Genomic DNA, 26,830 nt, shown 5'->3' on the forward strand with positions numbered 1-26,830 from the left:
TGAAGACCTCAACATCGCCTCGACGGCTTTGCGAAGAAACGCCCCCAGTCATGTGACGCCAACGCCACTTAAAGCCTGGGGAGAATCTTCGACGACGGTCAGGCTTCCAGCGCCTTCGTAATTTTCTCGAACAAATCGCCCGACAGATTGGGCAACGCCTTGAGTGTTTCCAACGCCTTGCGCATCTGCTCCTGTCGCGACTGATCGTAGCGTTTTAAACGGATCAACGGTTCGATCAACCGGGCGGCGACCTGCGGGTTACGCGTGTTGAGGTCCACCAACATTTCGGTCAGGAAACGATAGCCGCTACCGTCAGCGGCATGGAATGCCGCCGGGTTGCCTGAAGTGAAGGCGCCAACCAGCGACCGCAGACGGTTCGGGTTGTTCAGACTGAACGAGCGGTGTTTCAACAGCCCCCGTACGCGATCCAGCACATCTGTTTCCGGGCTGGTGGCCTGTAACGTAAACCACTTATCCATCACCAGGCCGTCCTGATGCCAGCGATCATCGAACGACGCCAGCAGCGCATCGCGACATGGCAACAATGCACTCACCCCCGCCGAGAGCGCCGCCAGAGAGTCCGTCATGTTGTCGGCTTGCTCGAACTGCCGACTCACCAACGTATCCGCCTGCTGTTCGTCGCCGAACGCCAGGTAGTGCAGGCAAACATTACGCAGCGCGCGTTTACCCATATCTTCCTGATCGATGCGGTATGCCGGAGTCTGATTATCGCGATACACCGCCAGCAGCTCATCCGCCATCTCCTGCGCCAGCGTTTGAGTCAACGCATGTCGCACGGCGGAAATCGCTTCGGGGTCGATAATATCGAACAGTTCCGCAATCTCATTTTCGCTGGGCAGCGACAAAATCTGCGATGCCAGCATCGGGTCCAGAGAGTCATCCAGCAAAACGCCGCGGAAAGCGTCAACCACATGCAGCGGCAACGATAACGGCTGTTTCTGCTGATAGCGCGCCACGTTCAGACGAATATGGCTCGCCAGCAGGCTTTGCGCCGCATCCCAACGGGAGAATGCGTTGCGGGCGTGGCGCATCAGGAAGGTCAGTTGCTCATCGCTCCAGCTGTAGTTGACTTTCACCGGCGCGGAAAACTCTCTTAATAGAGAAGGCACCGGCTGACAAGGCACCTGCTCGAATACAAACGTCTGTTCGGGTTCAGTCACGCTCAACACGGATCCGACAGACTGGCCGTTCTGCACCAGCGGGATCGGCTGACCCTCGTTGTCATACAGCTCGATATCCAGCGGGATATGCAGCGGTTGTTTACGCAGTTTATCATGACCGACAGGCGTGTTCTGCGTCACCTGCAGACGATATTGTTCATTCGCCGCATCGTAATCGTCCTGAATAGTCAGCACCGGCGTCCCCGACTGGCTGTACCAGCGACGGAACTGCGTCAGATCGATACCAGATGCATCTTCCATCGCCTGAACAAAATCGTCACAAGTGGCGGCGCTGCCGTCATGGCGGTCGAAATAGAGCCGCATCCCAGCCTGGAATTTTTCTTCGCCCAACAACGTATGCATCATGCGAATGACCTCTGCCCCTTTTTCGTAAACCGTCAGGGTATAGAAGTTATTCATCTCGATGACCTGATCCGGACGGATGGGATGAGACATCGGGCTGGCATCCTCAGCGAACTGCGCGCCGCGCATCACGCGAACGTTGTCAATGCGGTTAGCAGGACGCGACCCTCGGTCAGAGCTGAATTCCTGATCGCGGAATACCGTCAAACCTTCTTTGAGGCTAAGTTGGAACCAGTCGCGGCACGTGACGCGGTTGCCGGTCCAATTGTGGAAATACTCATGACCGATCACCGCTTCTATATTGAGATAATCCTTATCAGTTGCGGTTTCCGCTTTGGCCAGGACGTACTTCGAGTTGAAGACGTTCAGGCCTTTGTTTTCCATTGCGCCCATATTAAAGAAGTCGACGGCGACAATCATGTAGATGTCGAGATCGTATTCCAGACCAAAGCGTGTTTCGTCCCATTTCATCGCATTTTTCAGAGATGTCATCGCCCAGTCGGCACGGTCGAGATTGCCGCGATCCACGTAGAGTTCCAGCGCCACTTCTCTGCCGGAACGCGTGGTGAACGTGTCGCGTAAGACGTCAAAATCGCCAGCCACCAACGCGAAGAGGTAGCAAGGTTTGGGGAACGGGTCCTGCCATTCCACCCAGTGACGGTGATCGGCAAGCTCGCCCTGCGCCACGCGGTTGCCGTTAGACAACAGGTAAGGATAGCGGTTTTTGTCAGCCGTAATCCGGGTGGNGAAACGAGCCAGTACATCGGGTCGGTCAAGGTAGTAAGTGATATGCCGGAAACCCTCGGCCTCACATTGGGTGCACAGAGCATCGCCGGACTGGTATAAGCCTTCCAGCGCGCTGTTGGCCGCCGGGTTGATTTCCGTTTCGATCTGCAACGCGAATTTTTGCGGCAGCCCGTTCAGTTCAAGACCATCGGGGAGCTGCTGGTACTCCGTCCAACGCTGACCGTCCACCAAAATGTCGATCAGGTGCAATCCTTCGCCGTCCAACCGCAAAGGAGCCCCGGTTTCGCCCTGCAATACCACCTGACTGGTGGCGACCACCCGTGTTTTGTCCTGGCCCAGGTCGAAATCTAATGCAATATCAGTGATGGTGTAGTCCGGCGCGCGATAGTCGTGCCGGTATTTTACTTGGGGTTGCTGGCTCATAAATCGTTACCTTAGTGACGGACAATAATGGCGACAGGTCATGCAATCAGGCCCGCCGGGTTAAGACGCGCTATTTCAGACCAAAGCGCTTATTTTTCGCGGCGAGCGTCTACGTTGTTCCACGGCGCGTAAATTGAGTTAAACCGCCGAGCCTTTCGATATAGACGTGTTAGGGGCGAATTCAGTGCCTGAACTGCTCCTCAAACCGTCTGAACAACGCATCAAAATGCGGTTTCTTTACATACAGATTCTTTATTGAACAAGCTGTTATCTCTATTAAAGGGATCTCGGGGACGGAATGCAAACATTCCCTCTTTTCCACATTTTAATCGGAGACACGACATGATTTTTTTGAATTTTTTGTTTAGTATAAAAAACATTTGGTTTCAAACACTAATGTTAAAAACGGCAAAAAAATAGACACTTTATTTTCACAATCGCACATTTGAATCTCGCCTAAACACGCCCATTATGGTGATATAGCCCGAACAAACAGACGATTTTGGGAAGGTTCCGAGCCCTTCCGTCATCGTTTTAACCGCTTAACTGCGTTGAACGAGGATGCTGTAACGCATTATGACTTCTTCCCTTTCCCCGATTATGACCTCGTTGCTGGATACCGATGCCTACAAGCTGCATATGCAGCAGGCTGTCTATCATCAGTACTACGATGTTGAGGTGGCGGCGGAGTTCCGCTGCCGCGGTGATGAAAAACTAGGTATCTATGCGGAGGAGATCTCCGCGCAGGTGGAAGCGATGGGCAGCCTGGCGCTCAGCGATGACGAGTTTGACTACCTCTCAGCGCTGCCTTTCTTTAAAACAGATTACCTGAATTGGCTGAAGACGTTTCGCTTCAATCCCCGGCAGGTTCAAATCAGCGCTCATCAGGGGCGACTCGATATTCGCATTGCCGGCCCGTGGCGGGAAGTAATCCTATGGGAGGTACCGTTGCTGTCGGTGGTGAGCGAAGTCGTACATCGCGATCGTTCACCGCACGTCGGTGTGAATGAGGCTATCGCTCAGCTGCGTCAAACGCTGAGTCAATTCGAGACCACAAGTGTCTGCATGGATCTGTCGCATTTCAAGCTGATGGATTTCGGCACACGCCGCCGATTCTCCCGTGACGTGCAATTCAATATTGTACGCACGCTGAAAGATGAGTTCCCTTATCTGATTGGCACCAGCAACTATGATTTGGCGCGGAGACTCGATTTGACGCCGGTAGGAACTCAGGCCCATGAATGGTTTCAAGCACATCAACAAATCAGCCCGACGCTCGAAAACAGTCAACGGGCCGCGCTGGAAGCCTGGTTGCACGAATACCCTGACCAACTCGGTATTGCTCTGACCGACTGCATCACCATGGATGCCTTCCTCAGGGATTTCGACCAGCGCTTTGCGGAAAAATATCAGGGCTTACGGCATGATTCCGGAGATCCGATCCAGTGGGGCGAAAAAGCGATCGCCCACTACCTCTCGCGGGGCATAGATCCGCTGGAGAAAACGTTGGTATTCTCCGACAGCCTGAATATGGAAAAAGCAATTGCGCTTTATCGCCATTTCTGGCGGCGCATCAATCTCGTTTTCGGCATTGGTACACGCCTGACCTGCGATATTCCGGGAGTCACGCCGCTCAATATCGTCATCAAGTTGGTGGAGTGTAATGGACGACCGGTGGCGAAGTTATCCGACAGTCCAGGAAAAACGATTTGCCACGATCCGGAGTTTGTCAGCGCTTTGCGTAAAGCCTTCGACCTGCCGCGGGTACGCAAGGCCAGCTGAAACGGCTGTTCACACTGACCAACGCTTAATCTTTAATCCAGCGACATCGGAATGCACAAAACTTATTGCATTCCGGTGATTTCTGCTTGTGTCCTGCATACCGCCAAGTAACATAGCGGTGCTGCCCTGAGCTGGGGCAATTACTGTTTTTAAACATATTTTATTCAAAGAGAGAATGTTATGAGCGTAGTGCCTGTAGTCGACGTACTGCAAGGCCGTGTCGCCGTTGACAGCGAAGTCACCGTGCGCGGCTGGGTACGTACCCGGAGAGATTCTAAAGCCGGTATTTCCTTTATTGCCGTCTATGACGGTTCCTGCTTTGATTCNCTACAGGCCGTAGTTAATAATAATCTTGATAATTATCAGAGCGATGTCCTGCGCCTGACTACCGGCTGTTCCGTATCGATCACGGGTAACGTCGTTCCTTCGCCCGGTCAGGGCCAGAGCTTTGAGCTGCAGGCGACCGATGTCAGCGTAGTAGGATGGGTTGACGATCCGGATACGTATCCGATGGCGGCCAAACGTCACAGCATCGAATACCTGCGTGAAGTCGCGCATCTGCGTCCGCGGACCAACCTGATCGGCGCCGTTGCTCGCGTACGCAACACGCTGGCGCAAGCTACCCATCGTTTTTTCCATCAGCAAGGTTTCAACTGGGTTTCAACCCCATTGATCACGGCTTCGGATACCGAAGGCGCCGGTGAAATGTTCCGCGTGTCTACGTTGGATTTGGAAAACCTGCCGCGTACCGAAGAGGGAAAAGTCGATTTCAACGAAGATTTCTTCGGTAAAGAAGCTTTCCTGACCGTATCCGGCCAGTTGAACGGCGAAGCTTACGCGTGCGCGCTATCAAAAATTTATACCTTTGGTCCCACCTTCCGTGCTGAAAACTCCAACACCAGCCGCCATCTAGCTGAATTCTGGATGATCGAACCGGAAGTTGCCTTTGCCGATCTGGAAGATACGGCCAAACTGGCCGAAGACCTGCTGAAGTTCGTATTTAAAGCTGTTCTTGAAGAACGCGCGGACGATATGGCGTTTTTCGCTCAGCGCGTAGATAAAGAGGCGTTGACGCGTCTGGAGAAATTTATTCACGCGGATTTCTCTCAGGTGGATTACACCGACGCGATCACCATTCTGGAAAACTGTGGCGAAAAATTCGAAAATCCGGTGTCCTGGGGTATCGATCTGTCTTCAGAGCATGAACGTTATCTGGCAGAGAAACATTTCAAAGCGCCTGTGGTCGTTAAAAATTACCCGAAAGATATCAAAGCATTTTATATGCGCATGAATGATGACGGGAAAACGGTTGCAGCGATGGATGTTCTGGCGCCGGGTATCGGTGAAATCATCGGGGGTTCTCAGCGTGAAGAGCGTCTTGATCATCTTGACCGGCGCCTGGAAGAAATGGGACTGAATAAAGAAGACTACGGTTGGTACCGCGATCTGCGCCGTTACGGCACGGTCCCCCACTCCGGCTTTGGGCTCGGTNTCGAACGTCTGGTCGCTTATGTGACCGGCGTTCAAAACGTGAGAGATGTCATTCCGTTCCCACGTACTCCCCGCAACGCGAGCTTTTAATAAAAGATTAATATAAGCAAAACAAATATCTAGCAAAACGAAGGGGCCATTTGGAATGGCCCCTTCGTTTATTTTGCATTCTTGTAAAAAGTTCAGCGTTTTTTACATTTTGTAATACATATTTTCCAATAGTTACCTAATTACGAAGTTAGTATCATCTTTAGGGTAGCTTAACGACCTAGCGAATGGAAAACTGCGTGCAGACACAGTAAGACATCACATTTGCTACAAAAGTTCCGTAGGAAATTTCTGAGGCAAATGTAGGTGTCCAATAACACCAATGAGGGTAACAATGATGAAGCGCAATTTTCTTGCAGTGGTAATCCCGGCTTTGTTAGCTGCAGGCGCAGCAAATGCAGCTGAAGTCTACAATAAAGACGGCAACAAGCTGGATCTTTACGGCAAAGTTGTTGGCCTGCACTACTTCTCCAATGACGACGGTAATGATGGCGACCAAACTTATGCTCGTCTTGGCTTCAAAGGTGAAACTCAGATCACTAACGAACTGACCGGCTACGGTCGTTTCGAGTACGAATTTAATGCGTCAGGCGCTGAAAACCAGAACGCTGCCGCAAGCAAAACGCGTTTCGCTTATGCTGGTTTCAAATTTGGCGACTACGGCTCATTTGACTATGGCCGCAATCTGGGCATCGCCTACGACGGTATTTCTTACACCGACGTTCTGCCGGAATTTGGCAGTGACAGCCAGTATGCCGACAGCATCACGGGTCGCAGCTCTGGCGTAGCAACCTACCGCAACAAAAACTTCTTTGGTCTGGTTGATGGATGGGATTTCGCCGTTCAGTATCAGGGTAAAAACGAAGGCGACCGTGACATTAAACGCCAGAATGGCGACGGCTGGGGCGTCTCTTCTTCCTATACCTCGCCAATCGGCGTGGGCGTAATCGGTTCTTATGAGACCGTTGACCGTACTACCGCTCAATCAGATGACGGTCACGGCGACCGCGCTGAAGCGTGGGCTACCGGTCTGAAATATGACGCTAACAGCGTTTATCTGGCCGCCACCTATGGTGAATACCGTAATCTGACCTACATCAACAAAGGTGTAGTTGCTACGACCAGCACAGCAGACAAAACCAAAGTCTTCGAAGCCGTTGCACAGTACACCTTTGACTTCGGCCTGACTCCGTCTCTGGGTTACGTTTCCGCGAAAGCAAAAGACGACTCTAACGGCAACAACGACTACGTCAGCAAATACGTCAGCCTGGGTGCTAACTACGCGTTCAACAAAAACATGTCTGTCTACACTGAATACGACATCAACCTGCTGGACAACGATAACGCATACGCCATCGCTAACGATGACCGCGTAGCACTGGGTGTTGTTTACCAGTTCTAATCTGCGTAAAGCTTATCTGCCTTAATTTGGTAGTTTAGTTTATAAACCAGGTCAAGATTGCACGCCAGTTGGTATATCCAACTGGCGTTTTAGTTTGCGTAAAAGCAAACATTCTGTTTGCCAGCACGTATTCTCCCTTTCCTAATAATTGTCATTTCTTTGATGCAAACGGTTGGCAAAGCCTGATGCTAGCGTTAACCTGCTAGCTCTCTTGCTTAAATTCAGTCACGGAACTACTGCGCAATGTTTGAAAAAATCTCTGCTGCTCCAGCCGACCCGATTCTTGGGTTGGCCGATCTCTTTCGCGCTGACGAGCGTCCTCATAAAATCAATCTGGGTATCGGTGTTTATAAGGACGAAACCGGTAAAACGCCTGTATTAACCAGCGTAAAAAAAGCAGAACAATATTTACTCGAAAACGAAGTCAGCAAAAACTATCTCAGCATCGACGGCTTACCGGAGTTTGCACTCCGCACGCAAGAGTTGCTGTTCGGTAAAGATAACGACATCATCACGAATAAACGAGCTAGGACGGCCCAAACCCCAGGTGGTACAGGCGCACTCCGGGTCGCGGCAGATTTTATTGCGCACAACACCACGGCTAAACGTGTTTGGATCAGCAATCCAACCTGGCCTAACCACAAAAACGTATTTGCCGCGGTCGGGCTGGAAGTGTGTGACTACGACTATTACGACGCCAATACCCATCAACTGGACTTTGATGGCATGGTGGCAAGCCTGAACGCGGCTCAGGCGGGAGATATCGTTTTATTTCACGGTTGCTGCCATAACCCTACTGGGATTGACCCTACGGCAGAGCAGTGGGCTAAGTTAGCGTCACTATCACAGCAGAAAGGCTGGTTACCTTTGTTCGATTTCGCCTATCAGGGATTTGCGAATGGTTTGGATGAAGATGCTCAGGGCCTGCGGACTTTCGCCGCTAACCATCAGGAACTGTTGGTCGCAAGTTCCTACTCCAAAAATTTCGGCCTGTATAACGAACGTGTGGGCGCCTGCACATTGATTGCAGCAGAGAGTGCAATTGCCGATACCGCATTTAGCCAGATAAAAGCGGCGATTCGAGCAAACTACTCTAACCCGCCTTCTCATGGCGCTGCCGTAGTCGCGACGATTCTCTCTAACGATGTTCTGCGCGGGATCTGGGAACAGGAACTAACGGCGATGCGTGAACGTATCCAGCGGATGCGTCAGCTTTTCGTGAACACCCTTCAGGAAAAAGGCGCCCAACAAGACTTCTCTTTCATTATCCAGCAGAACGGTATGTTCTCATTTAGTGGACTTAACAAAGATCAGGTCACTCGCCTTCGCGATGAATTCGGCGTTTACGCCGTTAATTCCGGGCGAGTCAACGTAGCAGGGATGACCCCAGAAAACATGGCTCCGCTGTGTGAGGCGATCGTTGCCGTGCTATAAACAAGCGAATCTGTGAACATGAAAAAAGCCAGTCCGGTTGACGCCGAACTGGCTTTTTTTTCAACTCGCCTGAGATTGAATCGGCAATCAATGCTTTATCCGACGGTGATTCCCTGCAAAAACGGGTTAGTCCGGCGTTCTTCACCGAAGGTCGACATCGGCCCGTGTCCGGGAATAAAGGTGACATCATCGCCAAGCGGTAACAGCTTTGCCGAAATTGATTGAATCAACGCCTCATGATTTCCCTGTGGGAAGTCACTGCGGCCGACCCCTCCCCTGAAGATAACATCCCCGGAAATAGCCAGTCGGTCAGATTCACTAAAGAAGACGATGTGGCCCGGCGTATGCCCTGGGCAGTGCAACACAGAAAGCGACACGTCACCAATAGTGACCGTGTCGCCCTCTCCTAACCACTCATCTGGCGTCAACGATTGGCAATCATCAAGACCAAACATCCGACTTTGTGCCGGCAGACCGTCAAGCCAGAATGCATCGGCACGCTGCGGGCCTTTGATGGGCACCTGATAATACTCAGCAAGCTCTGCGGCGGCGCCAACGTGATCCAGATGGCCATGGGTCAAAAGAATTTGCTTAACCGTCACATCGGCTTGAGTCACGGCTAGTTTGATCTTTTCCGCGTCACCGCCGGGATCGACTAGAGCCGCTTCACCGCTTGCCTCAGACCACAGCAAGGTACAGTTCTGGCTAAATGCCGTCACAGGAATAATTTGATATTTCATATCGCTCCGCTTTTGCTCCCGCAGCCCGTGTTATATCAACATCGCTGCGGGCTATTTTCTTTTTCTTACCAGGTGCGCGCAGGGCCTGTATCAATGTGTACAAAGTTACTGCGTGGATAGTATCCAACGCCACCGGCTCGCATTTTGACAGCCGCTTTGCGTATATTCGCCAGTTGTACGCCTTCGATATGAAAATCCATCGCTTTGCCCTGCGTATGATAGCTTTGTTTAGCCACGCCACGGCTGTGAGAGCGGAGGTCTTCATTCGTGCCACGCGAGCGGTAACCCGAGATCAGCTGCACCGGCTTATTGTTTCCCAACATGACCTGTAATCGATATAACTGATCAAAAAGTTGCGGATCGATGCTTTTGATTTTATTAGCGCGATAATCGCGGAAGAAATAATCTAATCGAGTAAGTTCTTCTTTTATATAACGTCGCCCATCGAAAAACTCTGCTTTTAGACGTTCGCCTGTATTGAGATTATTGAGAGTTAAAATTCGAGGACGTGCAGTAGATAATGAGGCGAGTGACTGACCAGGCAGCAAGGCTATGCCCAGAGCAGCCCCTCCGAGCGTCAACCATTTGCGACGATGGTTATCAATGTGTTCCATATGGCAATATTACCCAGGCTAATAATCGGTGTAAGGGCACAAAACGCGCACCGTTTCGAACCTTAACCGTCGAAACATGCCGAGTCAACCCGCCTTGCAGCGAGGAGTGGTAAGCGCCCCGCCCCCGGCACCGGCTGACTCAGCCGTAACTCACGGAAATCCTTGGTTACTGCAATAATAACCCTACTTTGGACAGCATGGATTCACCGGTTTTGGACCGGCCATCATAATTGTAAATATCTGTGCGATATTGGGCTTTGCCATCCTCTGCGACCCAAGCCGTCAGGTAGTAGAAATTGACCGGAATACGCTTGCGCATGGTGACATAGGTTGTATTACCCTCTTCTAAAGTCGAGGACACCCGCGCGCTATTCCAACCTGCATCCTGCAACAGCAGCCCGGCCAGCTCAGCGGCCTTATTGACTCGCACACACCCCGAACTCAATGCCCGAATATCTTTATGAAACAGATTGTGATTCGGCGTGTCATGCAAATAGATAGCTTCCGAGTTCGGCATATTGAATTTGTAACGCCCCAGCGAATTAGTGCTTCCCGGAGCCTGGCGCAGACGATAAGGGAATCGCTCAGCTGATACCTGAGACCAATCGATCATGGTCGGGTCAATCGGCTGAGCATTCTCACTCCAATCAGACAACAGCGTGTAACCGTGACGCTGTAAATATCCTGGGTCCATAATCACCTTGGGAATGATGTCCTGACGGGTCAGCGTCGTCGGCACATTCCAGGGCGGATTGACCACCACATTAACCAATGCACTGCTCATCAACGGAGTTTTACGTTTCGGCTGCCCGACAATCACTCGGGAGGATAAAATTTCGGCGCCGTTCTGGTAATAGGTCAGCGAAAAGTTGGGAATGTTGACCAAAATACCGTTCGATACATTATCGGGGATTAATCGCAGCCGCTGAATGTTCAGCGCCAGCAACGTTGCTCGCGTTTGCGACGACACATTCAGCCAGTCTTTTGTCCGCTTCCCAATCGCACCATCATCTTGTAAACCGTGCCAATGTTGAAAACGCTTAACGGCATCCACCAGTTCCCCCGTGTAGACGTTTGTTGCCCCTGATGGCGCAGAGGCAATGCTGCCATCAGTCGAAGGGGATTCATTGAACAGCGGCAACGTAGTCGCATTCGAGGCCAACATGCCGGTGCGTTGCAAAATCTCCTGCAGAGCCGGCAACTCGCTGCTTTGATCGCCCGGACGAAGGGTGCCGCCAAGCTGCAATTTGGGCCACGGACGTTTGTCCAACAAGCTCGCCTTCAACGCTTCATGCATCTTCACATATTGGGAGTGCCGCGGAGCCAGGCTGGCGACGAATTCTGCGCTACGACCTTCTTTAACCGCATTTTGCCATTCGGTAATCAGCCCTGACGGCGGTAAAGATAGCGTATAGGGCACATTGGCGTATAACCAGTTGCTCCCGTTTTTGTCCACACCTGAGACGTATTGCAGGTAGCCCAACATCGCATCGGATAGCACCCGATCCCTCGCCAATCCGGCCAGTTTGGGATCGGTCAACCAGGAAACCCACGTTGTGAACTGTGGCTGAATGCCCGCGAGGGCCAACTCGGCTAATTGTTGTTGGAATGCATTAACGGCTCGACTATCTGACCACATAGGCTGCTCAGCCGTTTGCGTATACAGCCCGCGCAGCGCAGAGCCATAATGCAGCGTTATGCCTGCGGGCAATGGCCCCGCCAGACCGGTAGTTGCAGGCGCAGCGGTGGATATTGGCGTCGTCGTCCCTGACAGCATGGTTTGTGTGGCCGCCTGGGCTGAAAACGCAATCAGGCCGCCAAGACAAAGCGCGCCTCCCGTTATGCCCAGCCTTAGACCCTGCATTTTTCTTTTTGCTAACAACATCCAATAATCCCCTGTTTTTACCTTACCGAATTCAGTACTCGCCCTTGCCGCATTATGGAAAGAGATTTTGCATTTGCGGAAAGTCACGGCGCTTTGTGGAAAAGAAACCTGTCTGATGAGGAGCGGGTGTGAATTCAGATTGCTTTAAACGCTAGTATATAAACAGAAAATAATTTTTGCTTCAGAAGGAATGAACTTATTTTGTAGAAACTTGTCTCCTCAGGAGGAATTTGTTTGCAAAATAACCTGATTCGCTTCAAGTCAGGCATTTCCGCATGCAAACAAGCAGCCCTGCAAATGCCTCGGCCTCGACAAACCCACTCCTTGTGTTAGCGGCCTTACCGTTTAGCTGGAGCAAGATATTTCTAGATGCTTTCCCCATTCGGGGGGAGGCGCTGATAGTTCAGCCAAATCCGGCTGTGCCTCGAAAGGATGACTGATGGCCCGATGTAGACGCGTCAACGTACTCATATCATCCCGCTCAGCGCCTTCGATGGCCTGCTGCGCCAGATAGTTACGCAATACGTAAGTCGGATTTGCTTTGTACATGCTTTCGCGTCGCGCAGTATCATCAGCAGGCTCCAAGCGTAAGCGACGGCGATACGCGCCAAACCAACGATCGAAAGCTTTGCGGTCGATAAATTCGTCACGAAGGGGCGAACGTCCATTTTGCACTTCCGTCTCGGACAGCAGCAGGAAAGTCCGATGGTAGTCGCCTTTTTCCTGTTGCAAGAGCCGGAACAACCCCGTCAGAATATCATTGTCCGCATGTTCTGCTGATGAGAAGCCAAGCTTAGCCCGCATCAGGTCGCCGTACTGCTGCATTAATACCGGCGCGTAGCGATCTAACGCGGATTGCAATGTCTCAGGCGGCATGAGTCCAGAGAGCGACTGGGCCAGCCGATGCAAATTCCACTGGGCCGCAGCAGGCTGATTATCAAAAGAGTAGCGCCCTTGATAGTCAGAGTGGTTACAGATGAAATGAGGATCGTAATCGTCCAGAAACCCGAAGGGACCGTAGTCAATCGTCATACCAAGAATGGACATATTATCGGTATTCATGACGCCATGCGCAAAGCCTACCGACTGCCAATGTGCGATGAGACGCGCGGTGCGCTCCACTACGTCGGTAAACCACAGCCGATATTTGTCTGATTCCTGGTGCCACTGCGGCCAATGATGCTCAATAACAAAATCGGCCAACTGACGCACCTTGTCCGGTTTACGGCGATAATAGAAGTGTTCAAAATGGCCAAAGCGCACATGACTTTCCGCTATTCGCAGTAACATTGCGCCCCGTTCCTCCGTTTCACGTCGCACCGCTTGTTCACTCGTAGAGATAGTCAGGGCGCGGGTCGTCGGTATCCCTAAAGCATGTAATGCCTCGGAGGCCAAAAACTCGCGGACCACAGAACGGAGCACGGCGCGCCCATCCCCTTGACGTGAATAGGGCGTTTTTCCCGCGCCCTTGAGATGCCAGTCGACGTGGCGTCCATCGGCCAACTGCTGTTCGCCTAATAAAATTCCGCGGCCATCCCCCAATTGTCCCGCCCAAACGCCAAACTGATGTCCGCTGTAAACCTGAGCAATAGGCTCCATTCCCGGCAGACTTTTTTCACCGCACCAAATAGGGCTGTTCTCGGGCGTAAACCAGTCAGCGGACAGTCCGAGTTCGTCGGCTAGCGCTTCGCTGTGATAAAGCAGCCTGCCCCCCTGCAACGGGGAAGGTTTCAATGGGGCGTAAAAGCCGGGCAGTTGCTGGTAATAACGATTATTGAATTTAGGGGGGTACGGCATGGTCGGGTCCTCTCTTTACCGCAGTGTAGAGCGGAGCTAAAGGAATTAACACCGAGTAAAGATAAGGATATTCATGACCGAAAAAAGGGCATTGCCGATAGATTTACCCGTAACACACCGCAGCAGGCAGTTTCTGATCCAGCTGGTCTAACGGCACCGCAGGCCACAACTGCCCCTGAACGCCACTGATGTCTAGATCGTACGACTGCTCAAGCAGTGCTGGGCTGTCAATGCCCTGAGCAATCACCATCATACCGGAGTTGTGCTTTTTGATGACACTCAGCATGGGGTTGATCATGGAGACTTCCGTCGGACGCGCTAATAAGCGTTGAACGAAACGAGGATCCAATTTTACATGGCGAAATAAGCCATCATAGAATGGTTTCAAATTGGTTTTTCCAGATCCGAAATTATCCAACCACAAATTGAATAATTGACTCAGCGCCAGAATATTAGGATTTTCCTTACCTTGGTCGAGGTTGGGATAAATCTCATTAATTTCGAGTTGGATAAAAGAAAGTGCGCTAAGCGTATCTTTAATTTTTTCATCCCGAATGATTAATTCAGACAACGCGCGATCGATCTTGAGCAAAACCATTACCTGATTATCGCGAAACCAAGAAGCTTTGCTTTTAATAATAAGAAGTTGTTCTTTAAATAAGGCGATTTTCTGCGATCTATCGAGCAGGCTCAACAAGATGCTGTGAGGCATAGTCAGGTTGCCGGCGGCGCTGTGGAAGCGGCCAGTCATTTCCACGGCCAGCAGCCGGGCATCTAGGCTATAGACCGGCGAAAATAGATAGTTGCTGATATACTCCACATCAAGCTGGATACGCATAGTGTTTGGCCAGAATTAAATAATGTGAACACTCACCCGAACAGAGACGTAAGAGACTACGCGTTTCTATTCACCACAACTCAATCAGTAATTATTCATCAATGATCGTTAGTAATATATTAATCATAAGTCTAATAGATTAAGACATTTAAAGTCACGAGAATGCGACGGTCATAATAAAAAAATACGCGGGGTAATAGCCGAATAAAGAACATTCTGCAGATACTCTATAATGTGTACCCAAGAGAACACAATTCGTTTTTCACTTTTCAGACAAACCCCCAATACGCGTTGCAGTTTATTAACAAACATTTCAATTCCCAAACGTTATTCAGCTAACGCTTACGGCGAATCACAAATATTCAACCGCCGCTGCAACATGCTTAATTCTCATTTCAGCCTAGATTCAATCCGTTGAATGGCGTCCACCTTCTTCAACCCGATCCGTCGGCTTAAACAGAGGCTGATATTGCCCGACTGCGCTCAGATTCTCCGCGCCTGCCAATAGGCACGTTTCCAGTAAACGTTGTTGAGCGATGAACGAATGACCCCTTTGCTGGTAGAGGCATGGATAAACTGTTCATTGGCATCGTAAATACCCACATGCATACCACTGTTACCACTTCCAGTTTTAAAAAAGATCAGATCGCCCGGTAACAGATCCTCTTTGTCGATACGCGAACCGACTTCCACCTGATCTTCCGTCGATCGCGGTAACTGCAAGCCAAACTTGTCGCGAAATGTCACAAAAACGAAGCCTGAACAATCCACGCCGTGACGGTCAAGGCCTCCATAGCGGTAGGGTGTTCCCCGCCATTCGGCCAACTGCTGGTGTAACCGTGCCTTGACTTCCCGAGAGTCGCTCAAGCGGCTATTAGTCTGCGGCGCATGATGGCTGCATCCCGCGAGGATCATGACGACTGCTGCCAACACTATAAATTTCCAACGCAACACGTACATACGCTCACTCACGTTCGGGAAGATAATTGACCGGCCATACCGATTTTCGATAACCTTGCTCAGCACATTATAATGTTTTTCATTTAGGCAATAGCTGAAATACCCTATCGATTTCGCATTTGCACTATGATGACATCTATGATGCAACAATAACTAAACAAAACAGCATCTCTGCCCGGCTTGTCACAATAATAAAACGCGGTCCGTTGAACCCGCACTGCACGGGATGACCTGAAATACAGTCCTCACATCGACCATCATTCGCTGCAATTACACTAGATAATCCCACCAACTTACTGGAATTAAAGAAAAAAAAGGCTCATGCGCTGCATGAACCTTCACATGAACTTCACTGATTCAGTCACCGCGCCTTCGTGCACGCACAAGGCACGTCAGGCGTTAACCTTCACCCCTTCGTGCGGCGAACAGCTCAAAACGGAATGCTGATATGCGCTAACAGCCAACGCTTAACGAAATCCGGCACCACTTGGCTGGCGGGGCCATAAATTTTTTCATCGAAATGACTTTCTACCTGGCTCGGCTGCAGATTTAGCTCAACCGTATGGGCGCCATGCTGATGCGCTTCGTAGACAAATCCGGCAGCCGGATAGACGTTACCCGACGTGCCGATGGCAATGAAGAAATCCGCTTCGGTTAGCGCCTGATCAATGCGCTCCATCTCCAGCGGCATTTCACCAAACCAGACAATATGAGGACGCAGCCGTGCCGGTATCTCACAGCACGTGCACCGTTCGTCTTCGCCGACGTCGCCGTCTCGTTCGAACACCACCCCGCTCCGCTCGCAACGCACCTTATTCAATTCGCCATGCATATGCACAACGCGCCGGCTGCCGGCCCGTTCATGCAAATCATCGATGTTCTGCGTAACCAGTAGAAAGTCGTCGCCCAGAATGTCTTCCCACTGCGCCAGCGCCCGGTGAGCTTCATTCGGTGCAATTTCCGGCTGCGACAACTGGCGGCGTCGGTCATTGTAAAAACGCTGAACCAGCACAGGGTCCCGCGAGAATCCTTCCGGCGTCGCCACATCTTCTACCCGATGCTCTTCCCACAGCCCATCTGCGGCGCGAAAAGTACGAATGCCGGATTCAGCGGAAATACCCGCTCCGGTGAGCACCACGACACGAGGCTTTTTCACGTGTTTCACCGCCAGATAATCGATGTGAAAAATACGCGCGCGCAAACGCTGATGACGCATACGCTTACCCTGACGAAAACGGCCTAAACGCCGATGCGAAAGCATGTTGGCTCCTTAAAGCTCCAGTAAATGTAGCAAAGCCGCTCCCCTGACACCGCCTGCATCCCCATAGCGCGCCTTTTCGATCGAAGGCAAACGTGCCGTGGGCAGCAGGAAGTTAGGTAAATAACGCGGCAAGAGTGAATAAATAGCATCAAAATTAGACAGGCCACCGCCCAGTACCAGAAGATTCGGATCGAGCGACGTCAGCAGGCTACCCAGACAAGCGGCGAGAAGCGTCACGTAACGCTCGACATGAATCTGGGCCTGCGGGTCGCCGGCGTAATAGCGCTGGATAATCTTGGTGGCAGGCAGGGCCAGTGAATAGTCATGCTGATAGAGCCTCTCGAAGCCCCGGCCTGAAATGTAGTTTTCTACACATCCCTTCCGGCCGCATCCGCAGGGCGCGCGGCACAACTCCCATCCCAAAATATCCAACGCGTCCACCGGCAAACGGGTATGGCCAAACTCCCCGGTGATGCCGTTCGCGCCATTGACCGGATGGCCGTTGACGATCAGCCCCCCGCCGACCCCGGTCCCTAAAATGAGGCCGATAATGACCGGATAACGGCGGAAATCAGCGTGGTGCGCTTCCGAGAGGGCAAAACAGTTGGCGTCGTTGCTGATGCGGATATCTCGTTGCAACAGACGGGTAAGATCCTGCCGCAACGGTCGTCCCATCGCGGAGGGCAGATTAGCGGTGAACAACGTCCCGGCGTCCTGCTCATACAGCCCAGGCACGCCGATACCAATGGATCCCGAGGTTCCGGCCACCGCGTCGGCTTCTTCGGTCAGCAGCTTCAGCGTCGTCAGTAGTTGACCATAGTCATCACGCGGCGTCGCCACGCGTTTTTGCCATACCGGTCGCCAGTCGGCGTCGAACACACCGATTTCTATTTTGGTGCCGCCGATGTCGAACCCGTAATACATACCCTACTCCCGTCACTACGGCTGGCTCAGGATTCGACGCTATCGCGTCTGAGCCGTGAACGTTATGCGCCCGCTTACTGACCGCTTAATACTCTGGCGGGATCGATGCGGCTGGCCCGGCGAGCGGGATACCAGCTGGCGATCAGGCTAAGAGCCAACGCCGTGACCAACACCAGGATGACGTCGGCGGCATGCAGTTCCGACGGCAAGAAATCGATAAAGTAGATATCGCCGGACAGAAAGCGATGACCGGTTATCGTCTCAATACCTTGGATCAGCGGCGTGAGCTGCAGCGTCGCGATAATTCCGACGATGGCCCCCAGCACGCTGCCCAGCAGTCCCGCCAGCAGACCATACCAGACGAAAATGGCGCGAATAAGTCCGTCTCCGGCACCCAGCGTTCTTAACACGGCGATATCGCTGCTCTTGTCTTTCACCGCCATCACCAGCGTGGACACAATATTGAAACTGGCGACGCCGATCACCAGCACCATCGCCAGATACATGATTGTGCGGATCATCTGAATATCGCGGTACATATAACCATAAGTGCCAATCCAACTGCGGATGTATACGTACTCTTCCGTGACCTTACCCGCATCGTGCACCAGCTGATTGGCGGCGAACACGTCATCCATCTTCAGCGCCAGACCGGTCACCGCATCGCCCATATCCAGATAGCCCTGAGCGTCTTTCAGCGGGACTAACGCCAGACTGTGATCGAGCTGTCCGCTCAGTTGGAGAATCCCGGTGACGTGCAAACGGATGCGCTTCGGTTGTAGCAGCTTCATCTGTGGATCGCTGTTGGGGATCATCACCGTCACCCACTCGCCTTCCTTCACGCCTAAAGCGTCGGCCACGCCTTTTCCCAATACGACCTGCTGTTCGCCGGCCTGAAAGCGGCTCCAGGCGTCGTTAAGAACGAAGTGCGGCAGCGCGCTTAAACGAAGCTCCTGCTGCGGGTCGACCCCCTTGAACTGAATCGCCCTTAGATTGGCGCCGTGTTCCAGCAATCCGGTAAAGTTGATATAGGGCGCCACCGCCGCAATGCCCGGCACCGCTTCGACCTTCGGAATCAGTCCCTGCCAGCCCTTGAAGGGGGGATTGACCGCTTCGATCTCTCCGTGCGGCACCACGGCCAAAATACGATTTTTCAGTTCACGCTCGAAGCCGTTCATCGCACTCAGCCCGACGATCAGCACCGCCACGCCCAGCGCAATACCGATTGTGGAAATCGCCGAGATCAGCGACACCATACCACTGCGTCTCCGTCCCCGGCTGAACCGCAGTCCCACCCGGAGTGAAAGTGGAGGAAAACTCATTGCGGCGCCCCCACCAGAGTCAGTTCCTGCTGCAATTGACCGTCGCGCATTTCCAACTGTCGGCTGAGCCGATGCGCCAGCTGTAAATCATGCGTTACCACCAGAAATGCCGTGCCCTGACGCACATTGAGTTCGCCCAACAGTTCAAAGATGGTATCTGCCGTGCGCTGATCGAGGTTACCGGTCGGTTCATCGGCCAACACCAATGACGGGTTGTTGACCAGCGCACGGGCGATCGCGACGCGCTGACGCTCACCGCCGGAAAGCTCCGCCGAACGATGGTGACTGCGCTTTTCCAGCCCGACGGCCGCCAGCATCTCACGCGCCTGCTCTTTAGCTGCTTTTGGCGGCGTTTTGCCGATCAACAGCGGCATAGCCACGTTTTCCAACGCGGTGAAATCCGGAAGCAGATGATGGAATTGGTAGATGAACCCCAGCTCGCGGTTACGCAGCGCCGCTTTGGCCGCGGGCGAAAGCGTATTCAGGGGTTTGTCTTTGAAAATCACCTCGCCGGATGTCGGCGTATCCAGGCCGCCCAGCAAATGCAACAACGTACTTTTGCCGGAACCCGAACTCCCGACTATCGCCATCATTTCGCCCGGCGCCATTTCAAATGAGACGTCCTTCAGCACATCGGTCGCTACCTTCCCGTCCTGGTAGCGCTTGCACAAATGGCGGCACTGTAACAGTAAAGTCTTATTCATAACGTAAAGCCTCAGCAGGATGGACGGCGGCGGCGCGCCAGGAAGGGTATAGCGTGGAGAGCAGCGCCAGCAGCATCGCCACAAGGGCGATAACGGTCACCTGGAGCGGCTCAATCACCACCGGCAGAGATCCGCCGTCGATGAGCAGCCCCAGCATCGGCAGCAGCGTATTAAGCTGGCTGGCCAACAGCACGCCGAGCAACGCGCCGACCAGCGAACCGAATACGCCTGCGCCGCCGCCCTGAACCATAAACAGCGCCATGATCTGACGCTGCGTCAATCCCTGCGTTTGTAAAATCGCCACTTCTCCCTGTTTCTCCATCACCAGCAGTCCTAAAGATGTGATGATGTTAAAGGCCGCTACGGCCACGATGAGGCTCAACAACAGCCCCATCATATTTTTCTCCATTCGTACCGCCTGAAACAGCTCGCCCTTACGCTCGCGCCAGTCTTTCCATACGGTCCCGGCGGGTAACGACTGCTGACTGAGCGCGTCTACCGCCAACGGTTCCTGCAACCAGAGCCGCCAGCCGGTGATGTTGCCAGGCGGGTAGCGCAACAGTCGAGAGGCGTCCTGCTGGTTGACCAACAGCTGATAGCCGTCCACCTCGCTCTGGGCGGCAAACGTGCCCGCTACGGTGAACAGACGTTGACTGGGGATTCGGCCCATCGGCGTCAGCTGGCTGGCGCTGGTCACCATCAGGCGCAACTGATCGCCGCGCTTGACGCCCAGCTGGCTCGCCAACTGCTCGCCCAGAATGGCCTGATAGGCTCCCGGCTGCAGCTGCTGCTGGCGGGTGTTGACCAGATAGCGCGACAACGGCTCGTCTTCATCCGGGTTAATGCCGAGCATGACGCCCACCGCGACGCCGCGAGCGCTTTGCAACACCACGTCGCCGGTCGTCAGGGGCGCGACGCGCGTCACCCCTTTAAGATGTTGCAGACCGGTGGCGGGGACATGGTCAGGATTCAGCGATCCCTGGGGCGTGGTGATCAACGCCTGAGGCATCAGTCCCAGAATGCTTTTTTCCAGTTCTCGCTCGAATCCGTTCATAACTGAAAGGACGGTGACCAGCGCCATCACACCGAGGGTGATGCCGATAGCCGACAGCCAGGAGACAAACCGCCCAAAGCGGTCCGAGGCACGCCCACGCATGTAGCGAAGGCCGATAAATAACGCGACAGGTTGATACATGAAATCCGTCTGGATGAGGTTGCTAAAGCAAAGTGATCAAGGATAATAAAGGGTAGTACCGCTTTATGGAACCCTAACTATCTCTCTCTCCGGCTTTTTCTTAGAGGGGCCGAGATTAAGACCTGATAATCAGACTATGCCTGAACAATACCGTTATACCCTGCCGCGCAAAGCGGGAGAGCAGCGCCTGCTGGGCGAATTGACCGGTGCTGCATGCGCCGTGGAATGCGCAGAAATCATTGAACGTCATGCAGGACTGGTGGTGCTGATCGCCCCGGATATGCAAAACGCGCTGCGGCTTCGTGACGAAATCCAACAGTTTACGGATCAGCCGGTCACCACCTTGCCGGACTGGGAAACCCTGCCCTACGACAGTTTCTCGCCTCATCAGGAAATTATCTCTGCCCGACTCGCGACGTTGTATCAACTGCCGTTGATGGAGCGCGGCGTTCTGATCCTGCCGGTTAACACGTTGATGCAAAAAGTCTGCCCGCATACCTTCCTGCATGGGCATGCGTTGATGCTGAAGAAAGGGCAGCGCTTATCCCGCAACAAACTGCGCAACCAGTTGGAACAGGCGGGCTATCGCAGCGTGGATCAGGTGATGGAACATGGGGAATTCGCCACACGTGGCGCTTTGCTCGATCTGTTTCCGATGGGCAGCGAAGAACCGTTCCGCATCGACTTCTTCGACGATGATATCGACAGTCTGCGGCTGTTCGATGTGGATACCCAGCGAACGCTGAACGAGGTCGATCACATCAGCCTGCTGCCCGCTCACGAGTTCCCGACGGACAAAGACGCCATTGAGCTGTTTCGCAGCCAATGGCGCGAGCAGTTCGACGTGCGCCGCGATCCGGAGCATGTCTACCAGCAGGTCAGCAAGAACACCTGGCCCGCCGGGATTGAGTACTGGCAGCCGCTGTTTTTCAGCCAGCCCCTGCCCTCGCTGTTCAGCTACTTCCCGGAAGGCACGCTGCTGGTCAACAGCGGCGATTTACAGCACAGCGCCGAACGTTTCTGGCAGGACATTCAGCAGCGCTATGACAGCCGCAGCGTCGATCCGATGCGTCCACTGCTGGCGCCTCCCGTCTTATGGCTACCGGTGGACTCGCTGCTCAGCGAAATCAAGCAGTGGCCGCGCGTGCAGCTGCGCACGGAGTCTTTGCCGTCGAAAGCCGCCAACGTCAATTTGGGCTATCAAAAGCTGCCGCCACTGGCCGTCGAGCATCAGCAGAAATCTCCGCTCGATGCGCTGCGCCGCTTCGTGGAGCCGTTCAGCGGCCGTATCGTGTTCTCGGTAGAAAGCGAGGGCCGACGGGAAACGCTGCAGGAACTGTTGTCGCGAATCAAACTGGCGCCACAGCCGATTGCCCGTCTGGAGCAAGCGCAGGAACCCGGCTGTTATCTGCAGGTCGGGGCGAGCGAGCATGGATTCGTGGACACCCTGCAACACTGGGCGTTGATATGCGAAAGCGATCTGCTGGGTGAGCGCGTCAGCCGACCCCGTCAGGACAACCGACGCGCCATCAACACGGAAACGCTCATCCGCAACCTGGCGGAGCTACGCACCGGGCAACCGGTCGTGCATCTGGAACACGGCGTGGGGCGCTATGCCGGACTGACCACCCTTGAAGCTGGCGGTATCACGGCGGAGTACCTGATTCTGCATTACGCTGGCAATGACAAACTCTACGTGCCGGTCTCCTCCCTGCATCTGATCAGCCGTTATGCGGGCGGCAGCGACGAAAACGCGCCGTTGCACAAGCTGGGCGGCGACGCCTGGGTACGCGCTCGTCAAAAAGCCGCCGAGAAAGTTCGCGATGTCGCCGCCGAGCTACTGGATGTGTATGCGCAGCGAGAGGCCAAGCGCGGGTTCGCCTTCAAGCACGACAAAGCCCAATACCAGCTGTTCTGCGAAGGCTTCCCGTTCGAAACCACGCCGGATCAGGCTCAGGCCATCAACGCCGTGTTGAGCGACATGTGCCAACCGCTGGCGATGGATCGCCTGGTATGCGGCGATGTGGGCTTCGGCAAAACCGAAGTCGCCATGCGCGCCGCCTACCTGGCGGTCGAGAACCACAAACAGGTCGCCGTTTTGGTCCCCACGACCCTGCTGGCGCAGCAGCACTTTGATAATTTCCGTGACCGCTTCGCCAACTGGCCCGTTCGCATCGAGATGATTTCCCGCTTCCGCAGTCAGAGCGAACAATCACAGGTGCTGGAACAAACGCGAGAGGGTAAAGTCGATATTCTCATCGGTACCCATAAGCTATTGCAGAGCGATGTGCACTGGCACGATCTGGGACTGCTGATTGTGGATGAAGAGCACCGGTTTGGCGTACGTCACAAAGAACGCATCAAAGCCATGCGCGCCAACGTCGATATCCTGACGCTGACCGCGACGCCTATCCCGCGAACGCTGAATATGGCGATGAGCGGTATGCGCGATTTGTCGATCATCGCCACTCCGCCGGCACGCCGTCTGGCGGTCAAAACCTTTGTGCGTGAATATGACAGCCTGGTGGTGCGAGAAGCGATTCTGCGCGAAACGTTGCGCGGCGGTCAGGTGTACTACCTGTATAACGATGTCGAAAATATCGAAAAGGCCGCGCAGCGACTCAGCGAGCTGGTGCCGGAAGCGCGGATCACCATCGGCCACGGGCAGATGCGCGAACGCGATCTCGAACGGGTCATGAATGACTTCCATCACCAACGTTTCAACGTGCTGGTATGTACGACGATTATTGAAACCGGCATCGATATTCCAAGCGCCAATACCATCATCATTGAACGCGCCGATCATTTTGGTCTGGCGCAGCTTCACCAGCTGCGCGGACGCGTAGGACGCTCTCACCATCAGGCCTACGCCTATCTGTTAACCCCGAATCCGAAGGCCATGAGTTCGGACGCGCACAAACGTCTGGAGGCTATCGCCTCGCTGGAAGATCTCGGCGCCGGCTTTGCGCTGGCAACTCACGATCTGGAGATCCGCGGCGCAGGCGAGCTTCTGGGCGAAGGGCAAAGCGGACAAATGGAAAGCGTCGGCTTCTCGCTGTATATGGAGTTGCTGGAGAGCGCGGTCGAATCGCTCAAGGAAGGTCGGGAACCCTCGCTGGAGGATCTGATCAGCAACCAGACCGACGTCGAGCTGCGGCTGCCGTCCCTGCTGCCGGAAGACTTTATTCCTGATGTAAATACCCGACTGTCGTTTTACAAACGTATCGCCAGCGCCCACGGAGATGGCGAGTTGACGGATCTCAGGGCCGAGCTGATCGACCGATTCGGTCCGCTCCCGGACGCCGCGCGCAACTTGTTGCAGATTGCGGCGCTACGCCAGCAGGCGCAGGCATTGGGCATCAAGCGGATAGAAGGTCACGACAAGGGCGGCTTCATCGAGTTTAGCCAGAATAACCGCGTCGAGCCGAGCCATTTGATTGGTCTGCTGCAGCGAGAACCCAGCGTGTATCGCTTGGATGGTCCGACCCGTCTCAAATTCATTACCGACCTGAGCGATCGCCCCGCGCGATTAACCTTCATCCGCGAACTGTTAACCGCGATGGCGCAGCACACGTGCCCGGTCTGAGGCGCGAAACCGCGTGTGACGGGCGAGTGCGTCTGTCTCCCGTCTGACTGACAGGACCCCGGTTCAAACCGGGGTCTTTTCATTTCACCGCTTGTTTCCGCGCGACAACACTCCGCTCGCCATGTCAGGCTCTCCCGCAAATGCCCGCCATCTTCTAGACGAACGCTCTCGTCGGTACGCACTATGAAGGTGCAGCAAAACGCTATCCGACGGACGATGCGCATACCATTGACTTCTTCTCACTCTCTGGCGCCTTGCCCTGCGAGGGATCGCCTTCCGTCAGATTTGGCTGCAAACATCATGGCATCAATTTTGCGTCATGATGCACCCCGCCGGACAACCGTGCTCGGCACATAGGCCGGCAGGCCCGTAACAGCGAAAGATTCAGGTAAACGTTCTACGCTTAAGCGGTCACCCCATTAACCACGGAGTCCAAAATGATAAGAACGATATGGGTCTCGGCTATTCTGGCCGGGACCGCTTGCCACGCAGCCTATGCCGCGGAAACCCGCCCCTCGTCCACCGATACCTTGCAGAAAATCAAAGCACGCGGGTTGATTGTTGTCGGGCACCGCGAATCCTCCGTCCCCTTTTCCTATCTGGATAACGATCAGAAAGTCGTCGGCTATTCGCAGGAGTATTCGAATGCGATTATCGATGCCGTCAAAAAACAGCTGGGTCTGCCTGACCTCACGGTGAAAATGGTGCCCATCACCTCATCTACGCGCATTCCCCTGCTACAAAACGGATCGATAGATTTTGAGTGTGGATCCACCACCAACAACGCGGAGCGTCAACAACAGGTGGCATTTTCCAACTCTATTTTTATCGTGGGTGGGAAACTTCTGGTCAGGAAAGAGAGTGGGATCGGTGACTTCAACGATCTCGCCGGTAAACCGGTCGTGACGACCGCGGGGACGACTAACGAAATCCTGCTCAACCAGCTGAATGACAAGAACGCCATGAAGATGCGCATTATTTCAGCCAAAGACCACAGCGATGCATTCAGAACGCTGGAGAGCGGGCGTGCGGTAGCGTTCTATATGGACGATCCGCTGCTGGCCGGAGAGCGCGCCAAAGCTAAGCGACCTGACCAATGGGTCATCGTCGGCACGCCGCAATCCCATGAAGCCTATGGCTGTATGCTGCGTAAGAGCGATCCGGCATTCAAGCAGTTGATGGACTCGACAATTGCACAGGCGCAGACCCAGGGCGACGCGGAGAAGTGGTATCAGCGCTGGTTTACGCAGCCTATTCCCCCGAAAAACATCAACATGAACTTTGAGATGTCCGCGGAGATGAAAGCCCTGTTCAACGCGCCAAACGACCATGTTCTGTAATGCATACCTTTCTCTCCTCCCGGTCGTCGCGGAGGAAATTTAACCGGGTAAGCGCTCAGGTTCAGCCCAAACACATCTTGGGATGAACCTGAGCGGCAAGCGAATGTGCCTGGAGGCGCGGCTCAAATCTTTTCGCTCAGTACCAGTTGACCATTGCGGTCTAAAGGAATTTTCGTACCGGGATCGCGTTCCATACGCACTTTACCTTCCTGTTCGCCTATCTTGTAGGTGACGTCATAACCCAGCACTTTTTGCGACTTGTCATACACCGTATGACAACGCTGCTGAGTGGAAGAATATGTATCACGTTCCTGCATTTTGCCCTGCACCTGATTACCCGCGTACCCGCCCGCTAAAGCACCGGCAACCGTCGCGACGTCACGACCACGCCCGCCGCCGAACTGGTGGCCTAAAACGCCCCCGGCAACGGCTCCGAGCACCGACCCGGTAATACGGTTTTCATCTTGCACAGGTTGTCTGTGGGCCACCGTGACATTACGGCACTCCTGCCGCGGCAACTTGACGGTTTCTTTAATCGGTGTAGCAGCTAACACCTGGGCATATTGCGGCTTCGGCGAGAAGACATCCATACTGGCGACAGCGGCCACACCCAGTGCGGCGGCAACGCCGATCCCCACGCCTGCTAACATTGACTTGTTCACAGGAAACCTCCTGAATAAATATTCACGCATTCTCCATCTCGCCCCAACGCCAACCCGTTGCAACAGATCTGTGAAGAGCGGTGATGATTTTGCCGAAAGCGCCAACTTTCGGGTGATGCGACGTGCGCGCA

The 26,830-nt window shown here is 53.7% G+C and carries 19 protein-coding genes; 6 read left to right on the top strand and 13 right to left on the bottom strand.

Going from position 1 to position 26,830, the window contains the following annotated elements; genetic code table 11:
* Nucleotides 1-98: 98 nt before the first annotated feature.
* Nucleotides 99-2,714, bottom strand: coding sequence for an aminopeptidase N (gene pepN, locus RZ35_RS07215; RefSeq protein WP_026742697.1), 2,616 nt, complete (start codon nt 2,712-2,714; stop codon nt 99-101).
* A gap of 576 nt (nt 2,715-3,290) precedes the next feature.
* Between pepN and pncB the strand changes: the two genes are divergently transcribed.
* From pncB to RZ35_RS07235, 4 genes are all read left to right on the top strand, one after another.
* The gene (pncB, locus tag RZ35_RS07220; protein WP_026742698.1) at nt 3,291-4,496 is read left to right on the top strand and encodes a nicotinate phosphoribosyltransferase; all 1,206 of its coding nucleotides are present in this window, start codon (nt 3,291-3,293) and stop codon (nt 4,494-4,496) included.
* Nucleotides 4,497-4,676: 180 nt separating this feature from the next.
* Nucleotides 4,677-6,077, top strand: coding sequence for an asparagine--tRNA ligase (asnS, locus tag RZ35_RS07225; protein ID WP_026742699.1), 1,401 nt, complete (start codon nt 4,677-4,679; stop codon nt 6,075-6,077).
* A gap of 292 nt (nt 6,078-6,369) precedes the next feature.
* The gene (locus RZ35_RS07230; protein WP_026742700.1) at nt 6,370-7,437 is read left to right on the top strand and encodes a porin; all 1,068 of its coding nucleotides are present in this window, start codon (nt 6,370-6,372) and stop codon (nt 7,435-7,437) included.
* Nucleotides 7,438-7,680: 243 nt separating this feature from the next.
* Nucleotides 7,681-8,871: an amino acid aminotransferase gene (locus RZ35_RS07235; protein WP_026742701.1), complete on the top strand. Its 1,191-nt coding sequence runs from the start codon at nt 7,681-7,683 to the stop codon at nt 8,869-8,871.
* A gap of 95 nt (nt 8,872-8,966) precedes the next feature.
* Here the strand turns inward: RZ35_RS07235 and RZ35_RS07240 are convergent, their stop codons facing one another.
* From RZ35_RS07240 to lolC, 11 genes are all read right to left on the bottom strand, one after another.
* Nucleotides 8,967-9,611 carry an MBL fold metallo-hydrolase gene (locus RZ35_RS07240; protein WP_026742702.1) on the bottom strand — a complete coding sequence of 215 codons (645 nt, stop codon included), beginning with the start codon at nt 9,609-9,611 and terminating at the stop codon, nt 8,967-8,969.
* Between the two features lie 65 nt (nt 9,612-9,676).
* Nucleotides 9,677-10,225: a YcbK family protein gene (locus RZ35_RS07245; RefSeq protein WP_026742703.1), complete on the bottom strand. Its 549-nt coding sequence runs from the start codon at nt 10,223-10,225 to the stop codon at nt 9,677-9,679.
* 166 nt (nt 10,226-10,391) lie between these two features.
* Complete coding sequence (gene ldtD / locus RZ35_RS07250; RefSeq protein WP_026742704.1) at nt 10,392-12,110, bottom strand: L,D-transpeptidase; 1,719 nt, start codon at nt 12,108-12,110, stop codon at nt 10,392-10,394.
* Between the two features lie 345 nt (nt 12,111-12,455).
* Nucleotides 12,456-13,907: a protein adenylyltransferase SelO gene (locus RZ35_RS07255; protein WP_026742705.1), complete on the bottom strand. Its 1,452-nt coding sequence runs from the start codon at nt 13,905-13,907 to the stop codon at nt 12,456-12,458.
* 103 nt (nt 13,908-14,010) lie between these two features.
* The gene (locus tag RZ35_RS07260; protein WP_026742706.1) at nt 14,011-14,745 is read right to left on the bottom strand and encodes an EAL domain-containing protein; all 735 of its coding nucleotides are present in this window, start codon (nt 14,743-14,745) and stop codon (nt 14,011-14,013) included.
* A gap of 483 nt (nt 14,746-15,228) precedes the next feature.
* Nucleotides 15,229-15,660 (bottom strand): NlpC/P60 family protein, encoded by a 432-nt coding sequence (locus RZ35_RS07265; RefSeq protein ID WP_394296481.1) that lies wholly within the window; start codon nt 15,658-15,660, stop codon nt 15,229-15,231.
* Between the two features lie 475 nt (nt 15,661-16,135).
* Nucleotides 16,136-16,966, bottom strand: a complete 831-nt coding sequence (cobB, locus tag RZ35_RS07270; protein ID WP_026742708.1) for a Sir2 family NAD+-dependent deacetylase — start codon at nt 16,964-16,966, stop codon at nt 16,136-16,138.
* A gap of 9 nt (nt 16,967-16,975) precedes the next feature.
* The gene (gene nagK, locus RZ35_RS07275; RefSeq protein WP_026742709.1) at nt 16,976-17,890 is read right to left on the bottom strand and encodes an N-acetylglucosamine kinase; all 915 of its coding nucleotides are present in this window, start codon (nt 17,888-17,890) and stop codon (nt 16,976-16,978) included.
* A gap of 74 nt (nt 17,891-17,964) precedes the next feature.
* Nucleotides 17,965-19,212, bottom strand: a complete 1,248-nt coding sequence (gene lolE / locus RZ35_RS07280) for a lipoprotein-releasing ABC transporter permease subunit LolE (protein WP_026742710.1) — start codon at nt 19,210-19,212, stop codon at nt 17,965-17,967.
* A complete protein-coding gene (lolD, locus tag RZ35_RS07285; protein ID WP_026742711.1) occupies nt 19,209-19,916 on the bottom strand; it encodes a lipoprotein-releasing ABC transporter ATP-binding protein LolD in 708 nt (235 codons plus the stop codon). Before lolD ends, lolE begins: the two co-directional genes overlap by 4 nt.
* Nucleotides 19,909-21,111, bottom strand: coding sequence for a lipoprotein-releasing ABC transporter permease subunit LolC (gene lolC, locus RZ35_RS07290; protein WP_026742712.1), 1,203 nt, complete (start codon nt 21,109-21,111; stop codon nt 19,909-19,911). The genes lolD and lolC overlap by 8 nt, the downstream gene beginning before the upstream one ends.
* A gap of 136 nt (nt 21,112-21,247) precedes the next feature.
* On the opposite strand from lolC, the gene mfd reads away from it, so the two are divergent.
* The gene (mfd, locus tag RZ35_RS07295) at nt 21,248-24,697 is read left to right on the top strand and encodes a transcription-repair coupling factor (RefSeq protein ID WP_026742713.1); all 3,450 of its coding nucleotides are present in this window, start codon (nt 21,248-21,250) and stop codon (nt 24,695-24,697) included.
* Nucleotides 24,698-25,134: 437 nt separating this feature from the next.
* The gene (locus tag RZ35_RS07300; RefSeq protein WP_026742714.1) at nt 25,135-26,037 is read left to right on the top strand and encodes a glutamate/aspartate ABC transporter substrate-binding protein; all 903 of its coding nucleotides are present in this window, start codon (nt 25,135-25,137) and stop codon (nt 26,035-26,037) included.
* 122 nt (nt 26,038-26,159) lie between these two features.
* Here RZ35_RS07300 and RZ35_RS07305 read toward each other — a convergent pair whose 3' ends face one another.
* Nucleotides 26,160-26,699, bottom strand: a complete 540-nt coding sequence (locus tag RZ35_RS07305) for a glycine zipper 2TM domain-containing protein (RefSeq protein WP_026742715.1) — start codon at nt 26,697-26,699, stop codon at nt 26,160-26,162.
* Nucleotides 26,700-26,830: the final 131 nt, after the last annotated feature.

It is taken from the genome of Lonsdalea quercina subsp. quercina, from assembly GCF_000688655.1.
GTDB classification, from domain to species: Bacteria; Pseudomonadota; Gammaproteobacteria; order Enterobacterales; family Enterobacteriaceae; genus Lonsdalea; species Lonsdalea quercina.

Bases quoted from the DNA above. Each gene is read 5' to 3' on its own strand.
- pncB (WP_026742698.1), top strand. From the start codon at position 3,291: ATGACTTCTTCCCTTTCCCCGATTATGACCTCGTTGCTGGATACCGAT.
- RZ35_RS07230 (WP_026742700.1), top strand. From the start codon at position 6,370: ATGATGAAGCGCAATTTTCTTGCAGTGGTAATCCCGGCTTTGTTAGCT.
- RZ35_RS07235 (WP_026742701.1), top strand. From the start codon at position 7,681: ATGTTTGAAAAAATCTCTGCTGCTCCAGCCGACCCGATTCTTGGGTTG.
- RZ35_RS07240 (WP_026742702.1), bottom strand. From the start codon at position 9,611: ATGAAATATCAAATTATTCCTGTGACGGCATTTAGCCAGAACTGTACC.
- RZ35_RS07245 (WP_026742703.1), bottom strand. From the start codon at position 10,225: ATGGAACACATTGATAACCATCGTCGCAAATGGTTGACGCTCGGAGGG.
- ldtD (WP_026742704.1), bottom strand. From the start codon at position 12,110: ATGTTGTTAGCAAAAAGAAAAATGCAGGGTCTAAGGCTGGGCATAACG.
- RZ35_RS07255 (WP_026742705.1), bottom strand. From the start codon at position 13,907: ATGCCGTACCCCCCTAAATTCAATAATCGTTATTACCAGCAACTGCCC.
- RZ35_RS07260 (WP_026742706.1), bottom strand. From the start codon at position 14,745: ATGCGTATCCAGCTTGATGTGGAGTATATCAGCAACTATCTATTTTCG.
- RZ35_RS07265 (WP_394296481.1), bottom strand. From the start codon at position 15,660: ATGATCCTCGCGGGATGCAGCCATCATGCGCCGCAGACTAATAGCCGC.
- cobB (WP_026742708.1), bottom strand. From the start codon at position 16,966: ATGCTTTCGCATCGGCGTTTAGGCCGTTTTCGTCAGGGTAAGCGTATG.
- nagK (WP_026742709.1), bottom strand. From the start codon at position 17,890: ATGTATTACGGGTTCGACATCGGCGGCACCAAAATAGAAATCGGTGTG.
- lolE (WP_026742710.1), bottom strand. From the start codon at position 19,212: ATGAGTTTTCCTCCACTTTCACTCCGGGTGGGACTGCGGTTCAGCCGG.
- lolD (WP_026742711.1), bottom strand. From the start codon at position 19,916: ATGAATAAGACTTTACTGTTACAGTGCCGCCATTTGTGCAAGCGCTAC.
- lolC (WP_026742712.1), bottom strand. From the start codon at position 21,111: ATGTATCAACCTGTCGCGTTATTTATCGGCCTTCGCTACATGCGTGGG.
- mfd (WP_026742713.1), top strand. From the start codon at position 21,248: ATGCCTGAACAATACCGTTATACCCTGCCGCGCAAAGCGGGAGAGCAG.
- RZ35_RS07300 (WP_026742714.1), top strand. From the start codon at position 25,135: ATGATAAGAACGATATGGGTCTCGGCTATTCTGGCCGGGACCGCTTGC.